Annotated in this window: 16 protein-coding genes and 3 tRNA genes; 10 read left to right on the forward strand and 9 right to left on the reverse strand. The window is 67.6% G+C overall.

Going from position 1 to position 15,879, the window contains the following annotated elements:
* Nucleotides 1-40 precede the first annotated feature (40 nt).
* Complete coding sequence (locus tag ACFXNW_RS26390) at nucleotides 41-205, forward strand: hypothetical protein (protein ID WP_379420485.1); 165 nt, start codon at nucleotides 41-43, stop codon at nucleotides 203-205.
* A 579-nt stretch (nucleotides 206-784) separates the two neighbouring features.
* On the opposite strand, the gene ACFXNW_RS26395 is transcribed toward ACFXNW_RS26390, so the two are convergent.
* Nucleotides 785-1,423 carry a GIN domain-containing protein gene (locus tag ACFXNW_RS26395; RefSeq protein WP_379420486.1) on the reverse strand — a complete coding sequence of 213 codons (639 nt, stop codon included), beginning with the start codon at nucleotides 1,421-1,423 and terminating at the stop codon, nucleotides 785-787.
* 198 nt (nucleotides 1,424-1,621) lie between these two features.
* On the opposite strand from ACFXNW_RS26395, the gene ACFXNW_RS26400 reads away from it, so the two are divergent.
* Nucleotides 1,622-4,756: a BTAD domain-containing putative transcriptional regulator gene (locus tag ACFXNW_RS26400; protein WP_379420487.1), complete on the forward strand. Its 3,135-nt coding sequence runs from the start codon at nucleotides 1,622-1,624 to the stop codon at nucleotides 4,754-4,756.
* Here the strand turns inward: ACFXNW_RS26400 and ACFXNW_RS26405 are convergent.
* Together ACFXNW_RS26405 and ACFXNW_RS26410 are read right to left on the reverse strand one after the other, a co-directional pair.
* Entirely contained in the window at nucleotides 4,740-5,519 is a 780-nt protein-coding gene (locus tag ACFXNW_RS26405) for an ABC transporter permease (RefSeq protein ID WP_379420488.1), read from the reverse strand. The genes ACFXNW_RS26400 and ACFXNW_RS26405 overlap by 17 nt on opposite strands.
* Nucleotides 5,516-6,463 (reverse strand): ATP-binding cassette domain-containing protein, encoded by a 948-nt coding sequence (locus ACFXNW_RS26410; protein ID WP_379420489.1) that lies wholly within the window; start codon nucleotides 6,461-6,463, stop codon nucleotides 5,516-5,518. The genes ACFXNW_RS26405 and ACFXNW_RS26410 overlap by 4 nt, the downstream gene beginning before the upstream one ends.
* A gap of 194 nt (nucleotides 6,464-6,657) precedes the next feature.
* Between ACFXNW_RS26410 and ACFXNW_RS26415 the strand changes: the two genes are divergently transcribed.
* Entirely contained in the window at nucleotides 6,658-7,086 is a 429-nt protein-coding gene (locus tag ACFXNW_RS26415) for a GtrA family protein (protein WP_379420610.1), read from the forward strand.
* 13 nt (nucleotides 7,087-7,099) lie between these two features.
* On the opposite strand, the gene ACFXNW_RS26420 is transcribed toward ACFXNW_RS26415, so the two are convergent.
* Together ACFXNW_RS26420 and ACFXNW_RS26425 are read right to left on the reverse strand one after the other, a co-directional pair.
* Nucleotides 7,100-8,242: a glycosyltransferase family 4 protein gene (locus tag ACFXNW_RS26420; protein ID WP_379420490.1), complete on the reverse strand. Its 1,143-nt coding sequence runs from the start codon at nucleotides 8,240-8,242 to the stop codon at nucleotides 7,100-7,102.
* Between the two features lie 124 nt (nucleotides 8,243-8,366).
* On the reverse strand, nucleotides 8,367-8,837 hold the full coding sequence (locus ACFXNW_RS26425) for a DUF3592 domain-containing protein (protein ID WP_379420491.1): 471 nt from the start codon (nucleotides 8,835-8,837) through the stop codon (nucleotides 8,367-8,369).
* Nucleotides 8,838-8,926: 89 nt separating this feature from the next.
* Here ACFXNW_RS26425 and ACFXNW_RS26430 point away from each other — a divergent pair, with 89 nt between their 5' ends.
* A complete protein-coding gene (locus tag ACFXNW_RS26430) occupies nucleotides 8,927-9,433 on the forward strand; it encodes a DUF2505 domain-containing protein (RefSeq protein ID WP_379420492.1) in 507 nt (168 codons plus the stop codon).
* Between the two features lie 37 nt (nucleotides 9,434-9,470).
* On the opposite strand, the gene ACFXNW_RS26435 is transcribed toward ACFXNW_RS26430, so the two are convergent.
* From ACFXNW_RS26435 to ACFXNW_RS26445, 3 genes are all read right to left on the reverse strand, one after another.
* Nucleotides 9,471-9,914 (reverse strand): VOC family protein, encoded by a 444-nt coding sequence (locus ACFXNW_RS26435; protein WP_379420493.1) that lies wholly within the window; start codon nucleotides 9,912-9,914, stop codon nucleotides 9,471-9,473.
* Between the two features lie 65 nt (nucleotides 9,915-9,979).
* The gene (locus tag ACFXNW_RS26440; RefSeq protein WP_379420494.1) at nucleotides 9,980-10,411 is read right to left on the reverse strand and encodes a helix-turn-helix transcriptional regulator; all 432 of its coding nucleotides are present in this window, start codon (nucleotides 10,409-10,411) and stop codon (nucleotides 9,980-9,982) included.
* Between the two features lie 7 nt (nucleotides 10,412-10,418).
* Entirely contained in the window at nucleotides 10,419-11,699 is a 1,281-nt protein-coding gene (locus ACFXNW_RS26445) for a geranylgeranyl reductase family protein (protein ID WP_379420495.1), read from the reverse strand.
* Nucleotides 11,700-12,073: 374 nt separating this feature from the next.
* Here ACFXNW_RS26445 and ACFXNW_RS26450 point away from each other — a divergent pair, with 374 nt between their 5' ends.
* Both ACFXNW_RS26450 and htpX read left to right on the forward strand, forming a co-directional pair.
* Nucleotides 12,074-13,096: a polyprenyl synthetase family protein gene (locus ACFXNW_RS26450; RefSeq protein WP_379420496.1), complete on the forward strand. Its 1,023-nt coding sequence runs from the start codon at nucleotides 12,074-12,076 to the stop codon at nucleotides 13,094-13,096.
* 277 nt (nucleotides 13,097-13,373) lie between these two features.
* A complete protein-coding gene (htpX, locus tag ACFXNW_RS26455; RefSeq protein WP_379420497.1) occupies nucleotides 13,374-14,255 on the forward strand; it encodes a zinc metalloprotease HtpX in 882 nt (293 codons plus the stop codon).
* A gap of 78 nt (nucleotides 14,256-14,333) precedes the next feature.
* Here htpX and ACFXNW_RS26460 read toward each other — a convergent pair whose 3' ends face one another.
* The gene (locus ACFXNW_RS26460) at nucleotides 14,334-14,825 is read right to left on the reverse strand and encodes a YajQ family cyclic di-GMP-binding protein (RefSeq protein ID WP_163826779.1); all 492 of its coding nucleotides are present in this window, start codon (nucleotides 14,823-14,825) and stop codon (nucleotides 14,334-14,336) included.
* Between the two features lie 216 nt (nucleotides 14,826-15,041).
* Here ACFXNW_RS26460 and ACFXNW_RS26465 point away from each other — a divergent pair.
* The 4 genes from ACFXNW_RS26465 (at nucleotide 15,042) to rpmG (ending at nucleotide 15,776) form a co-directional block, all read left to right on the forward strand.
* Nucleotides 15,042-15,124, forward strand: a tRNA-Tyr gene (locus ACFXNW_RS26465).
* A 211-nt stretch (nucleotides 15,125-15,335) separates the two neighbouring features.
* Nucleotides 15,336-15,408: transfer RNA gene (locus ACFXNW_RS26470), tRNA-Thr, on the forward strand.
* 84 nt (nucleotides 15,409-15,492) lie between these two features.
* Nucleotides 15,493-15,568, forward strand: a tRNA-Met gene (locus ACFXNW_RS26475).
* A 37-nt stretch (nucleotides 15,569-15,605) separates the two neighbouring features.
* Complete coding sequence (gene rpmG / locus ACFXNW_RS26480) at nucleotides 15,606-15,776, forward strand: 50S ribosomal protein L33 (protein WP_011211653.1); 171 nt, start codon at nucleotides 15,606-15,608, stop codon at nucleotides 15,774-15,776.
* Nucleotides 15,777-15,879: the final 103 nt, after the last annotated feature.

Here is a 15,879-nt window from a genome sequence, read left to right on the forward strand (position 1 = left end):
CGTCTGCCGGCCGGTTCTTAGTCATTTGGACAGGAGGCGGATGAGGATCTCAGCGGCTCAGCTGGCGGCGGAGTCCGATGAGGACCGATTGGTTGTGCTCGATCACGGCATCATCGTTCTCGATGGCGCCACCGCACTCGCCCCGGCGATCTCGTCAGCGGGCCGGTATGTGCATGTTCTAGGCGGCGAGTGGCGCGGCGTATGAACAATCCTGATCTCAGGGCGGCGTTAGCCGATTCGTTGATCGGGGTGTCGCAGCGACTTCGCCTACGGTCAGGGGAATCGCCGTCGAGCACAGTAGCGGTGATTCGGGTCGATGAGGACACGCTCGATCTTCTCGTACTCGGTGACACCGCAGTCGCGGTCGGGATGACAGACGGTTCGTGCCGGGTGGTCTTGGACAACCGGTTGTCGGATGCCGGGCTTCGCGATCTACTCGCACGTCTTCACGCTTGGGAGTCCGAGGCGGACCCGGACGGTCGTCGGCTACCGCGGTCGAAACGACACGACGACAAGACCATCGCCGTGATCGGTTTGCGTACTACCGGCGGTTCGCCAGTGGAGATTCAATCGACGAATTTGCCGCCCGGGCCGCCGCAGAATCAACAACTGACGCGGCCGTACGGGAGGTCTACGTGACTGCCCCGGCCCAGATGTCCTAGCCGTCGGCGGCGATCCATTCCATGCCGAGAATCTCGGCCGGTATCGATATCGACCCGACCGAGGGCCCCGGCCACAGCAGGGGACGGGCGGCCGGCCCGTCCCCACAACGTCGACACACAACTCAGGCGGCATCGGCGTGCCGGACGATGACGTTGCCGAGCGAGCTCCGCGCGAATACCTGCACGGTGTCCACGGGCTCCGATCCGACCGGTGCCAGTGTGTTCTGCACTGTGCCGACGGTGGCATCGGTCTCGAGGTGCACCGCGCTGCCGGGGTTGATACCGACCTCGAGTTCACCGACCGACGTCTCCAGCCGGATCTCGCCGCGGGTCGCGACGCCGATGCGGATATCGCCCTTGGAGGTCTTCGCGGTCACCGACCCCTGCGGACGTTCGATGGTGATATCGCCGAGCGCCACTGTCAGATCGCAGTGGCCGAGTGCGCCTGCGCCACGCACATGGCCGACTCCCGCGGTGCTCTTCAGCTCGGAGCCGGTCGGTACCTCGATGGTCACCGTGATCGCCGGGTTGCCGCCGAAAGGGGTGTAGGTCAGCCAAGTCTTCGGCGTGGTCACCCGCAGGGTGCCGTCGCGGAACTCGACCTCGGTGTGCTCGGCGGCGCGCACATCGGCCTTCTTGGACTCGTCGGCAGGGCGAACCACGACGACGGTGTCGGTGCGATCGGAGGCGGTGACGATGACATCGGCGGCCAGGGCATCGACGACGACGGCGATCGGCTGCGGAGTCTGGAAGGTGTGCATGGTTGTCTCTCCTCGAGTTCGGCGGTGTCGCTCCCGCAATCGGTGCGCTGCGGTCGCTGTTTCGTTGATGGGACTACCTTCGCGGACGTCGCTGATACGGACCTGACACCGACCTGATGCTCCCTCTGATCCCAGGAATGTCCAGCCTTTCCCATTGACGGAGGACGGTCACCTGGCCTCCCGTGCACAATAGGGCCGGTGCAGATCGGGATCCTTGGGCCGCTGGAAGTTCGAACAGAGAGCGGTGGCTCGATAGAGGTGCCGGGTGCACGGTTGCGGGCACTGTTGATCGCGCTGGCGCTCGAGCCCGGTCGCGCGGTGTCGAAAGCGAAACTGGTCGATTGGATCTGGGGGGAGCAGCCGCCCGCCGACGCGGCCAATGCGTTGCAGGCGCTGGTCTCCCGGCTGCGGCGGGTCCTCCCCGACGGCTCCCTCGATGTACAGCCAGGCGGATACCGGCTCGCGGTGCACCCGGGCGCCGTCGACGCGGTGCGATTCGATCAGCTGCTCGACTCGGCGCGTGGCGGCGACGACGCGTATCAGGCTCGGCTGCTGCGCGAGGCCCTGGCACTGTGGCGTGGTGCGCCGATGCCCGATCTCGGAGACAGCGCGGATGTCGACGCGGTGATCACCCGGTTCGATGGGCTGCGCTTGGCCGCAATGGAAGATCTGTACGAGGCGGAGATCCGGCTCGGCCGCGGCGGCGAACTCGTCGCCGAGCTGACCGACCTGGTCGCCCAGCACCCGCTGCGGGAACGGCTGGTGGCCGCATTGATGCGGGCACTGGGTGCGGCGGGCAGGGGCGCCGAGGCCTTGACGGTCTACCAGCGTGCACGGGAGGCGCTCGCCGACGAACTCGGCGTCGACCCGTCACCGGAGCTGTCCACGCTGCACGTCGCGTTGTTGCGTGGTGAAGTCGGGGCACGACCCGAGGAGCGCACCACCAACCTGCGCGCCGAGCTGACCAGCTTCGTCGGTAAGAGCGCCGATATCGCCGTCGTTCGCGAACTCCTGGTCGCTCATCGGCTCACCACGGTGACCGGGCCGGGCGGATCCGGGAAGACCAGGCTGGCCGTCGAGGCAGCGCGGACCATGCTCGGCGACCTGCCCGACGGCGCCTGGCTGGTCGAACTGGCCGGTGCCGATGGCACCGGCGATCTGGCGCAACCGGCGCTGGCCGCCTTCGGGCTCCGCGACGCACTGCTCGGCGGCGCGCCGAACGCCGAACCGGTGGACCGGCTGATCGCGGCGATCCGCGACCGCGAGACGCTGCTGATTCTGGACAACTGCGAGCATGTGATCGAGGCGGCGGCGGCCTTCGCGCACCGGGTGCTCGGCGAATGCACGCGCCTGCGGATCCTCGCGACGAGCCGGGAGCCGCTCGGTATCACCGGTGAGGCGCTGTGGCCGGTCGCGCCGCTGGCCTTGCCCCGCACCGACACCGACGCCGACGCGATCCACACCTCCCCGGCCGTCGCCTTGCTGCGGGACCGGGCAAGTGCGGTCCGTAAAGATCTCGGAACCGACGCGGCCGCATTGGCGACCATGGCACGGATCTGCCGGGCCCTCGACGGGATTCCGCTGGAGATCGAACTCGCCGCGGCCCGATTGCGCACCATGTCCCTCGATCAGCTCGCCGACCGGCTCGACGACCGGTTCCGGCTGCTGACCGGTGGCAGCCGCACCGCGATTCCCCAGCACCGGACCCTGCGCGCGGTGGTCGACTGGAGCTGGGAGCTGCTCAGTGACGCCGAAAAGCTGGTGCTGCGCAGGCTCGCGGTATTTGCCGGCGGTGCGAGTCTGGAAGCGGCGGAACAGGTCTGCGCAGACTCCGGTGTGGTCGAGCAGTGGCAGGTACTCGAGCTGCTGACCGCGCTTACCGAAAAGTCGCTGCTCCAGGTCACCGAGGACGACAGCCCGCGCTTCCGCATGCTGGAGACGATCAAGCAGTACGCCGCCGAACGGCTCGTCGAGTCGGGCGACGCGGATGCCGCGCGCCGCGCACATCTGGCGTACTTCACCGGGCTTGCCGCGACCGCCGAACCGCACCTGCGTCGCGCCGAGCAGCTGACGTGGCTCGCCGTCCTCGACGCCGAGCACCACAACATCACCGCGGCGATGCGAGGCGCGCTCGCGCGCGGCGAAGCGGCCGGCGCGATGCGGCTCGCCGCGGCCGCGGGGTGGTACTGGTGGCTGGGCGGACACAAGGGTCTCGGCACCGAGCTCGTCGTCGCGGCCGCGGAGCTACCCGGCGAGGTCGAGGACGAGACCAGGGCGCTCGTGTACGGGCTGGTCGTGCATTTCGTGATCTCGGGCCGCAACGACGAACAGCACGTCGCGGACTGGATCCACAAGGCCTACCAGGCCGGCCTGGATGTGGAGGGCAGCCATCCCGTCCTGCGGCTCGCCGCCGCGCTGGAACGGATGCTCGGTCGCCCGGACGAGTATCTGCCCGCCTTCGAAGCGGTGCTGACCGACGACGATCCTTGGGTGCGGGCGCTGGCCCGGCTCCAGCTCGGCAAACTGCGCACTCTGCTCGGCCATGCCGGGCCGGAGGCGGACGAATACCTTGCGCAGGCTCTTACCGAGTTCCGCGCCCTCGGCGACCGATGGGGCATGTCGTTCGCGCTGACCGAGCTGGCGAACCGGATCGCGGTGCGCGGCGAACTCGACCGCGCCGTCGCACTCTTCGACGAGGCGATCGCGGTGGTCACCGAAGTCGGCGCGATCGAGGATGTGGTCACGATGCGCGCACGGCAGGCCCAGCTGTACTGGTTGCTCGGCCGGGCCGAGGACAGTGCGGCCGCTCTGGCCGAAGCGCAGCGGCGTGCCGATCACACCGGCTGGCCGGCGGCACTGGCCGAGGTCGCTATGGCGCGGGCGGAATTGGCGAGGTGCAGTGGCGATACCACGCTGGCCTTCCAGCAGGTCGACCTCGCGCGGACGGTGCTCGGCAGCGATGCCGAGCAGCCGAGTATCAGTGCGATGGTCCACGTTCTGCTCGGCGCACTCACCGAGGATCTCGCCGAGGCCGCGATTCACTACGACACGGCCTTCCGGGCGGCGTCGACCGCGGGGTACGCGCCCCTGGTCGCCGATGTCCTCGTCGGGATCGCGGATCTGGCGGTGCGCGCCGAACAGTACGAGCAGGCCGCACGGCTGCTCGGCGCGAGTACCGCGGTGCGCGGGTTGCCCGATCATTCCCACCCGAATACGGCAGGCATCGAGCAGACAGCACGACATCGCCTCGGTGACCAGGGGTTCACCGAGGCGATGCGGGAGGGTGCGGTAGCCGACCGTGCCGATCTGGTCGCGGTCACGCTCGCTTCGTGAAGGTGGCACGCGACCACAGGTAGCCGACCACGGCGAAGCCGACGCACCAGGCCAGCGCCGTCGCGGTGTATCCGGCCGAGGGGTTCCCGGTCAGGAAGCCGCGCACGGATTCGATGATCGGGGTGAAGGGCTGGTACTCGGCGAACTGCCGGACGCCGGGACCCATCTTGTCGGCGGGCACGATCGCGCTGCTCACGAAGGGCAGCATCATCAGCGGCACCAACGACATGCCCGCGGCTTCCGCGGTTTTGGCGGCCATGCCGAGGGCGACCGTGAGCCAGGAGGCGGCGAAGGAGGCGGCCAGCAGGACGCCGAGCGCACCCAACCACTGCACAGCGGTCGCCGGGGAGCGGAAACCGAGTGCGACACCGACGCCGACGACGGAGGCGATGGCGACCACGTTGGTCACTATGCAGGCCGCGACATGGCCGGTGAGCACGGCGCCACGGGACACATCCATGACCTTGAACCGGTTGATCACACCGGTGGTCATATCGGAGCTCACCGCGACCGCGGTACCGGAGAGCCCGTAGCTGATGGCGAGCATCAGCATGCCGGGAAGGGCATAGTCGATGTAGTTCTCGCCGACGTCGAACGCGTCACCGAAGACGTAGACGAAGATCAGCATCGCCATCACGGGCATGAGCGCCGCGTTGAAAAGCGCGATGGGCGAGCGGGTGATGTGGGTGAAGTTGCGGCGCAACATCACCGAAGAGTCGTACAGGGCGGCGGACAGACGGTTCGGTGCGGTCGTGGTGCTCATCGTGCTTCGGCCTCCGTGGTGGCATGCCCGGTCAGGGCAAGAAAAACGTCATCGAGATCGGGAGTGTGGATGGAGACCTGCTCGGCCTCGATCCCGTGGGTGGCGAGCAGGTCCAGCAGGGCCCGCAGGGTTGTCGAGCTGCCATCGCCGGGGACACTCAGGGTGAGCCCGTCGTCGGTGGCGGCGGTGGCGCCGGGCAGGATCTGCGCCGCCGTCGCCAGTTCTGTGGCGGCGGTGAAGCGCAGCCGGATGTGGCTGCCAGGCACGCGGCGCTTGAGTTCGTCGGCGGTGCCTTCGGCGACGATGTGGCCATGGTCGAGGACCGCGATCCGGTCGGCCAGCTGATCGGCTTCCTCGAGGTATTGGGTGGTGAGGAAGATCGTCACGCCATCGGTGGTCAACTCCCGCACGATTTCCCACATGGTGCGCCTGCTGCGCGGATCGAGTCCGGTGGTCGGCTCGTCGAGGAAGACGACCCCGGGCTTGGTGACGAGAGTCATCGCCAGATCCAGCTTCCGGCGCATACCACCGGAGTAGCTCGCGGCCGGCTTACGCGCCGATTCGATCAGGTCGAATCGCTCGAGCAGCTCGGTGATCACCCGCTTACCGTCCTTACCGCGCAGACGGTGCAGATCCGCCATCAAGCGCAGGTTCTCCTCGCCGGTCAGCAGACCATCCACTGCGGCGAACTGGCCGGTGACTCCGATCGACGCGCGCACCGCCTTGGTCTCGGTGGCGAGATCGTGGCCAGCGACGCGTGCCGTGCCGCCATCGGCCTTCAACAGGGTGGTCAGGACGTTCACCGTCGTCGTCTTGCCCGCTCCGTTCGGACCGAGCAGGGCGAAGATCGTGCCCGCATCGACAGTCAGGTCGACGCCGTCGAGGACTGCCTTGTCCCCGTAAGACTTCCGCAGCCCCGAGGCCGCAATTGCTGTGCTGTTCATGGGAACTACCGTCGCCGGTGCGACTGATGCCGGGCTGACACCGTGCTGACACGTCCGCTGACAGCGCCGGGCGCTCGGTCGTGCCAGCGGTGTGTCAGTCCGGCATCAGGTCGCCGTCAGCGGAGGCGGCGACCGTGCTTCTCGTGAACAGCACAGCATTCGCCGCCCCGTCCGCCGGTCCCGTCCGCGTACCGATGCTGCGCACGCAATCCCCTCGCACCGGTGTGCGGCAGTTTCTGCTCGGCGATCACGCCTTCGCGCAGCTGCTCCGCTTTGCCCTGGTCGGCGGCGCCAGCAATATCGCCTACCTGCTGCTGTTCCTCGTCTGCGCCGGGCTCGGCCCGCTGGTCGCCAATGTCGTCGGCTCGATCGTGAGCACGATGATCGCGAACGAACTGCACCGCAAGCTCACCTTCCGCGCGGCAGGCCGGATCGGCTGGTTCACCGCGCAGTGGGAAGGCGGTGGGCTTGCGCTGATCGGGCTGGCGGTCAGCACCGCGACCTTGGCCGGCCTCGAGTTCATGGCGCCAGGGCTGGGCGAGGTCACCAGGGCAGCCGCTGTACTCGTCGTCATGGCGGCGGTCGGCGGCCTGCGTTTCCTGGCCCTGCGCGGCTTGTTCTAGCCGGTCGACCGCATCACGCTGTTCGAGAGAGTCGAGATTCGCGGCCGGTCACCTCCGCGTAATGCCCGATCAACTCATCGCAGATGGCAGGCCATGTCCGGTGCAGCACCGATTTGCGGGCGGCACCGGCGAACCTGGCCCGCAGGACCGGATCGCGGAGCGCGGCGACGGCGCTCGGCAGCAGTTCGGTGAACCGGTCCACCGGCAGCAGATAGCCGTTGCGGCAATGCGAAATCAGATCGCGCGGGCCGCCTGCGTCCGGGCCGATGACCGGAACGCCCGAGGCCAGTGCCTCCTGGACGCCCTGGCAGAACGTTTCGTGTTCGCCCGCGTGCACCATCACGTCCAAGCTCGCGTAGGCCTGCGCGAGTTCGTCACCACCGAGTTCGCCGGTGAAGACCGCGTTCGGCAGGAGCCGCGCGAGTTTGCCGCGCTCCGGCCCGTCGCCGACGATCACCAACTGAATGCCCGGATCGTGCGCGAGCACCGCCAGTCGCTCGACATGCTTCTCCGGCGCGAGCCGCCCGACGAAACCGACGATCAGTGCCGACTCACCACCCAGCCACGCCTCCCGCAACGATGCCCGCCGCGCGGACGGCGTGAACCGCGCGATATCGACGCCTCGCCCCCAACGATGCACCCGAGGGATGCCGTGCAAGGCCAGATCAGCGGCCGCCGCGCTCGACGGCGCCAGCGTGCGGGCCGCTCCCTCGTGAATCCGCCGAGTCCACCCCCACGCCGCTCTGCTGGCCAGTCCGAGGCCATAGCTTTTCGCAAACCCCGCCACATCGGTCTGGTAGACCGCAACCGCGGGCAGATCCAGTCGCAGCGCCGCCCCGAGTCCACCAGCACCGAGCAGGAACGGCGAGGCCAGATGCACCACATCGGCGTCGAACTCCGCGATCGCCCGCACGATCCCCGGCTGCGGCAGACCCACCGGCAGCGAACTGACTTTCGGCACCATCATCGCGGGGACCCGATATACCGGGAAGCGCCCATGGAATCGAGGCGCGGGCGGCTGTCCACGCAACGTGTCCGGCGCGATGACCAGTGCGTCGTGCCCGTGCTGGTCCAGATGGTCGAGCACCCGGAGCACGGAATTGACCACGCCGTTCATATTCGGCAGGAACGACTCCGCCACAATGGCTACGCGCACCACTCGAGTCTGGGCATCGGCCTTCTCGCCTCGGCCACACCGACGTGACGTCCGTGCGAAGTTCCGGCGAATACCTCACCGGAGCGGCACTGACCCGGGTCGCGCACCTGACGGTGTGCCCAGGTCAGGCCTGCGCAGCCGAAACAGTGACCGGCCTGCGACTGATCCGCCGCAGAATCCACAACGTCGGCAGCGCGAGCGCCCAGGTCACCGCGATCACCGATAGTGCGGGCGGAATGGCCACCCGGACGTCGCGTCCGGCGACTCGCACCAGATCGGGGTCGGCGCGGTTGTATTCGACATTGATGTGCTCGCCCGCGGTGAGATTGGTGGGGTAGAGGATGCCGACCTTCGGATTGTGGGTCACCCCGTCCGGTGTCACGTACATCACCGCAGAACGCAGGCGGCCCGCCGACAGCACCTCACCGGTGGTCCGGCCCATATCCGAGGTGATCAGATAGTCGTTGCGCCAGGCCGCGAGCACCAGCAGCCCGACGAGCACGGTGACCACCGTCGCGGCGGTCAGCACGCCGATCCGGACGCGCCGCAGGCGCTGCGGACGCCGCTGCGGCTGACTGGTTTCCGACACCGCCACAGGCTACTGGTCAGCTCGGCTGCGCGTACCGCGGCCTCGCACAGCCTGATGACCGGCCGCGCTCGGCCGTGTTGACTAGGGTTTCGCCCATGTCCCGAAAATTCAGCTTCACGGTGCCCTACACCGTTCCGGTGGAAGACCTGCACCGGGCACTCACCGGCGACGAGCTGTGGCAGGCCCGGTTCGCCGACGCCGAGACGGCCACCCTCGATCTGGCCCACCCCGGCGGCGAGGGCACCATCCGGCTCGCGATGAGCGAGAAGATACGCCCCGACAAGATTCCCGGCATCGTGCGCAAGGTCCTCAAGAGCGATCTTGTCGTCTCTCGTACCGACACCTGGCAGGCCCTGACCGGTGAGATCGCCAAGGGCAGCTTCGAAGGCTCCTCCAACGGCGTCAACTCGGAGATGTCGGGCAGCTACGAGCTGCGCCCGACCGCCGAAGGCTGCGAGATCGAGGTCGTCGGCACCGTCAAGGTGAAGGTTCCGCTGGTCGGCGGTGCCATCGAGCCACTGGCCGAGCAGCTGCACCACCGCGTCCTCGACAGCGAACGCAAGTTCATCGAGAAGTGGTTCGCCGGGCAGGCCTCGGCCTGATCGGTGGTGAGCCGGATGCGTGCCGTACGGTGCGCATCTACTCCGGTGCCGCGATGGTCGGGTCGTATTCCCTCGGCTCGACCAACACCAGCCAGTTGCCGGAGTTGTCGCGGAAGACCGCCTCGACGCCGTAGGGACGTTCGGAGGGCGGCTGCACGAATTCGACGCCCTTGGCCGACAGTTCCTCATAGGCCTTCTGGCAGTCGTCGGTATTGAGACCCAAAGCGCCGTGCGTGCCGTTGGCGAGTGAACGCCGGATCGCGTCGGCCATATTGTCGTCCAGCGGCGGGCCGGGCAGCATCAGCGTCACCTCGAGCTCGCGGTGATCGGGATGGCTGACGCTGACCCACCGGAAACCGTTATCGCCCATGGTGATGTCGGCGGTCTCCACGAACCCGAGCTTGTCGACGTACCAGTTCTTGGCCGCGTCCTGATCGGTCACATACACCGTGACCAGCGAAATGTTTTTGATCGGAGTCATGAGACCAGGCTAGGGCGGCGCCTGCCCGATGAGCTTCTCCGAAATTGCTGTGTCCAGGATCGGCATCACATACCGCTGTCGGGGCGCGGCGCTCGATCGGACAACCCGTGCATGAACACATAACAGCCGGGGATTCGCGGCGCCCCGTCGGCGGCGAACTTCGCCTGATACGCCGACGGCGACATCCCGACCAGCTCGGTGAACTTCCGGGAGAACGATCCGAGGCTGGTGTAGCCGACCAGCATGCATGCCTCGGTCACCGTGACGTTGGTCGCGCGCAGCAGATCCTGGGCCCGTTCGATTCGCCGCTCGGCCAGATACACCGCCGGTGTCTTGCCGTAGGTCGCCGCGAAACACCGCAGGAAGTGGTATTTCGAGACACCCGCCGCGGCGGCCAGACCGTCCAGGTCCAGCGGTTGTGCGTACTCGCGGTCGGCGAGATCCCGTGCGCGCCGCAGATGCGGGAGCAGATCCTGGGGAACCGGCCGCGATGTCATCGCTTGCTCAGCAGAACGGCGGACGTTCGTCGAATCGTCGCGACAGCCGCCCGGCGGTCCGCCAGGCGCGCGCGACCAGGTCGACGTCCTCGTCGGTGACCAGATTGCCCATCACCCGGACCGCGGTGCGCTGCAAGAACTTCGACCGCATCACCGGCGGCCCGCCCAGCGGCACCATCCGCGGATGGGTGGCCAGTCCGGCGATCCGGCGCGCCACCGAATACGTGCGGCCGTAGCGAGCCCGCAGCAGCTGCGGCCAGACGGCGCTCAAATCGGGTTCGTCGAGCAGTTCGGCCAGCATGTGGCCGCCCTCGAGGCCGTAGTCGATGCCCTCACCGTTCAGCGGGTTCACACACCCCGCGGCGTCACCGACCAGCACCCAGTTGGGCCCCGCGATATTCGACACCGCACCGCCCATCGGCAGCAGCGCCGATGCGACCGCGCGTAGTGAACCGCTGAACTCCCATTCCTCTCGCCGCAGCGCCGTGTAGTGCTCCAGCAGCGGCTTCAACGCGATATGTGAGGGACGGCGCTCGGTGGCCAGTGAACCGACACCGATATTGACCTCGCCGTTGGCCAGCGGGAACACCCAGCCGTAGCCGGGCACCAGTTCGCCGTTCGCGTCGCGCAGCTCCAGATGGGAGGTGATCCACTGATCGTCGGAGCGACCGGAGGTGATGTAGGCGCGGGCGGCGACGCCGTAGGCGTACTGCCGATGCCAGGCGCGGCCGAGGATCTTGCCGATCGGCGAACGCACACCGTCGGCGACGACGAGGGTCGTGCAGGAGATCGTCGTGGTGCCCGCACCGGTGCGCACAGTCACGCCCGTGACGCGATCACCGTCGCGGGTCACATCGACGACCTTGGTGCCCTCCAGCATTCCCGCGCCGGACTTCACCGCGGTCTCGCGCAGCTTGTCGTCGAGCTCGGTTCGCGTAACGGCGCTTCCGTAGGTCGGGAACGACCCGCCCGGCCAGGGCAGCAGCTCCTCGCGCCCGAAACCGGTCATCCGCAGACCGTGATTGACGGTGTGCGCGCGCACCCAGTCACCAAGACCCAGATGTTCCAGTTCGGCCGTCGCGCGCGGTGTCAGGCCGTCGCCGCAGGTCTTGTCGCGCGGGAACACCGCCGAGTCGACCAGCAGGACATCGCGTCCCGCGCGCGCGGCCCATGTCGCCGCGGCCGATCCGGCCGGCCCGGCCCCGACCACGAGGACATCGGCGTGCGCGGGTATCGCGCCGCGCGTCTGTTCGTCCCCGCCCGCTGGTGTGACATCCGGTGCACCCATGGGTCCCATACTCGCAGCGCGGCCGCACCGATGTCGACGCCGGTGCCGTGTGATGTGCGGCGGATGCCGAGTGTGCGGCAGTGCTGGGTGGTGTGCGGCCGTGCTGGGTGGTGCGGCGGGTGCCGGGTGGTGTGCGGCCGATACCGGGCAATGTGCCGCCGATGCCGGGTGATGTGCGGCAGGCGCTGTGTGTGATGTGCGGCGGGTCGTGTCCGACGTGCCGCCGGGCTCACCGTCCGGTACCGGCCTCGGTGTGCGAAGGTGTGCGGTGCGCCCCAGTGGATATTGCCGGGAGTGACGGTGTTCATGGGGTTATCTAGCGTGGACACGCTAGGTTCTTTGACCGTGGGTCGGACGCATCGCTGGGAGAAGAAATGAGCACATCTGCTGTGAGCGACGAGAGCACGGTGGTAGCTGGGGTGGATCTCGGCGATACCGAGCTCGCCGCGACGGTGCGCACCGGCCTGGCCGACGTCGAGAAGCTACTGATCGAGGAGCTGTCCGACGGCGCGTCCTTCCTCCAGGAAGCGGCCCTGCACCTGGCCAAAGCGGGAGGCAAACGGTTCCGCCCGCTGTTCACCATCCTCACCGGGCAGCTCGGGCCGCGCCCGACCGACCCCGACCTCATCACCGCGGGCACCGTCGTCGAACTCGTGCATCTGGCGACGTTGTACCACGACGACGTGATGGACGAGGCCACCATGCGCCGAGGTGCACCGAGCGTGAATTCGCGCTGGGGCAACAGCATCGCCATCCTCGCCGGTGACTATCTGTTCGCCCACGCGTCGCGGCTGGTGTCCACGCTCGGCCCGGACGCGGTGCGGATCATCGCCGAAACCTTCGCCGAACTCGTCACCGGGCAGATGCGCGAAACCATGGGCGCCGCCGAGTCCAAGGATCCGGTCGCGCACTATCTGCGTGTGGTCTGGGAGAAGACCGGTTCGCTGATCGCGGCCGCCGGACGTTTCGGCGGCACCTTCTCCGGCGCCGATACCGAACACGTCGAGCGGCTGGCCCGCCTCGGTGATGCGGTAGGCACCGCCTTCCAGATCTCCGACGACATCATCGACATCTCCTCCGAATCCGCCCAGTCCGGCAAGACTCCCGGCACCGACCTGCGCGAAGGCGTGCACACCCTGCCGGTGCTGTACGCGCTGCGCGACGAGGGCGCCGACGGCGACCGGCTGCGCACCCTGCTGGCGCGTCCGCTGGAAACCGATGCCGAGGTCGAGGAGGCGCTGCAATTGCTCGGCCGTTCGCCAGGCATGGTGCAGGCCAAGCAGAAGCTCCAGGAATATGCCGACCTCGCCTACACCGAACTGTCGGCGCTACCGCCCGGCCCCGCCAACGACGCACTGGTGCGTCTGGTCCGCTACACCATCGAGCGAGTCGGGTAGCAGTTTTTGATTGCGGCGCTGCGGCACCGCGTGTTCGCGGCCCCTGGTGGCTCGCGTTCGCGCGACCGCTGCTTGCCTTCGGCGTGCACAGCGCCCCACGGAAACGCGAGCCGGGCCGCGAACTGGTCTCCTCGAGGTCGCCCATCAGCGCGCGCGCATGGGGCACGATGGTGCCGAAGCCATCTCGTCCGGTGGAGTAACCAGGAACTTTGCGTCGGGACCGTTTCGTTGTCTGTCCAGGAAGCACGCAACGAACGGGGGAGCGGCAAGGAGAACTATGCACGGCCACGGGTATGCGAATGGAATCAAGACGTTCGGGCTGATGGTGGGCATGTCCGCGCTGATCGTGTTCGCCGGGGCGATGTTCCGCAGCCCGACGATCCTGGTCATCGCGATCCTGCTGGCGGTGGGCATGAACGCCTACGCCTATTTCAACAGCGACAAGCTCGCGTTGAAGGCCATGCACGCGCAGCCGGTCAGCGAATTGGAAGCGCCGGTCATCTACCGGATCGTGCGTGAACTGGCCACCGCTGCCCGTCAGCCCATGCCGCGGCTCTACATCAGCCCGACCAACGCGCCCAATGCGTTCGCCACCGGCCGCAACCCCCGCCACGCCGCGGTGTGCTGCACCAGCGGCATTCTGCAGATCCTCGACGAGCGGGAGCTGCGCGCCGTCCTCGGCCACGAGCTGTCCCACGTCTACAACCGCGACATCCTCATCTCCTCGGTCGCGGGCGCGCTGGCCGCCGTGATCTCCGGCCTGGCCAATCTGGCCTTCTTCGCCACCGCCTTCGGCGGCAACCGTGGCGACGGCGGCCCCAACATCATCGGCGTGATTCTGGTCTCGTTGCTCGGCCCCATCGCGGCCACCCTGATCAAGCTGGCGGTCTCCCGTTCCCGCGAATATCAGGCCGATCAGTCCGGCGCCGAGCTCACCGGCGATCCACTCGCGCTGGCCTCGGCCCTGCGCAAGCTCGAACGCGGCGTTCAGGCCGCCCCGCTGCCGCCGGAACCGCAGCTCACCGCCCAGTCCCACCTGATGATCGCCAACCCATTTCGCCCTGGTGAGCGCGCCGCGCGCTGGTTCTCCACGCACCCCCCGATGGCCGAGCGCATCGCCCGCCTCGAGGAGCTGGCCGGGCGGCCGCACAACGGCTGATCCAGCGTCCGAACGTGCACGGCCGTGCCGGCGCAACCTTCGCGCCGACACGGCCCACGTCTGTTTACGGGTTGATGTCTACCGGTAGTTGACGAACTGAAGCGCGATACCGAAATCCTCGCCCTTGAGCAGCGAGATCACGGCCTGCAGGTCGTCGCGCTTCTTACTGCTGACGCGCAGTTCCTCGCCCTGGATCTGGGCCTTGACGCCCTTGGGGCCCTCGTCGCGGATCTTCTTGGAGATCTTCTTCGCGTGCTCGGAGTCGATGCCCTGCACCAGCGAACCGGTGATCTTGTAGGTCTTGCCCGACACCACCGGATCGCCGGCGTCGAACGCCTTGAGCGAGATGTCGCGGCGGATCAGCTTCTCCTTGAAGACCTCGAGCGCGGCCTTGACCCGCTCCTCGGCCTCGGCGCTGATCACGATGTTCTCCTCACCGGACCATTCGATCGCCGCACCGGTGCCCCGGAAGTCGTAGCGGGTGTTCAGCTCCTTCTCCGCCTGATGCAACGCGTTGTCGACCTCCTGACGATCGACCTTGCTGACGACATCGAAAGACGAATCGGCCACACTGCGCTCCTGTCCTGACGGTCCGGCGTTCGGGGTCGTGCCGGATGGTTCGCCGCACCCACCTAGTTCTACCCGGCCGCCTGAGATTAGTCGCCGGGCGCCGGCTGTGTCGCCGATGGCGTCGTCGTGCGCCGACGCGATCATGCCGTCATCCAGCCGGTTTGCATTCGGGGTGTGGGTTCGTTGTATTCTGCTCTGCGCGCCGAGAAGCGTGAAGGCAGATTGCCCGAGCGGCCAATGGGAGCAGACTGTAAATCTGTCGGTGAAAGCCTACGTAGGTTCGAATCCTACATCTGCCACCGAGGACCCCCGCGGATCGAATGATCCGCGGGGGTTCTTCTGTTTCGGCGCCCGGCAATGTCCGCACACGCCGCCCCGTGCGGTGTTCGAGATCAGAAATCTCGGGTCTGACCAGCCGGTTTGGTGCGGAGACCAGTGAGTGTGTAACCTCGTTCAAGACTTCGAAGCGCCGGGGTCGAGAAAGTCGAGTCCCGGTGCGCACGAGGTCATGCCCCCTTAGCTCAGTCGGCAGAGCGTTTCCATGGTAAGGAAAAGGTCAACGGTTCGATTCCGTTAGGGGGCTCGCCGGATTGCCGGTGGTGACCGACTCGGCATCGCTTCCCGCTTGTTGGAGGGCTGGGTGCGGCGCCGCGGCAATGCGACCCGTGGCGGTGTAGCTCAGTCGGTAGAGCAAACGACTCATAATCGTTGTGTCGCCGGTTCAAGTCCGGCCATCGCTACCACAACCGATCAAGTCCAGTTCCGGAAAGAAGGCATATCGTGGCCGCGAAGTCCACCGATGTCCGGCCAAAGATCACCTTGGCCTGCGAGCAGTGCAAGCATCGCAACTACATCACCAAGAAGAACCGGCGCAACGACCCGGACCGGCTGGAGCTGAAGAAGTTCTGCCCGAACTGCGGCACGCACCGGGCGCACCGCGAGTCCCGCTAGCAATCCACGCGTGAAGCTACCGCGTGTATCGGCGCCGGGACACTGATCCCGGCCTCACGAGCCGGGACACAACCGCCGTGACACAAGCCATCGGGCCGGACGC

Source organism: Nocardia sp. NPDC059180, assembly GCF_042754945.1.
In the GTDB taxonomy this organism is placed as follows: Bacteria; Actinomycetota; Actinomycetes; order Mycobacteriales; family Mycobacteriaceae; genus Nocardia.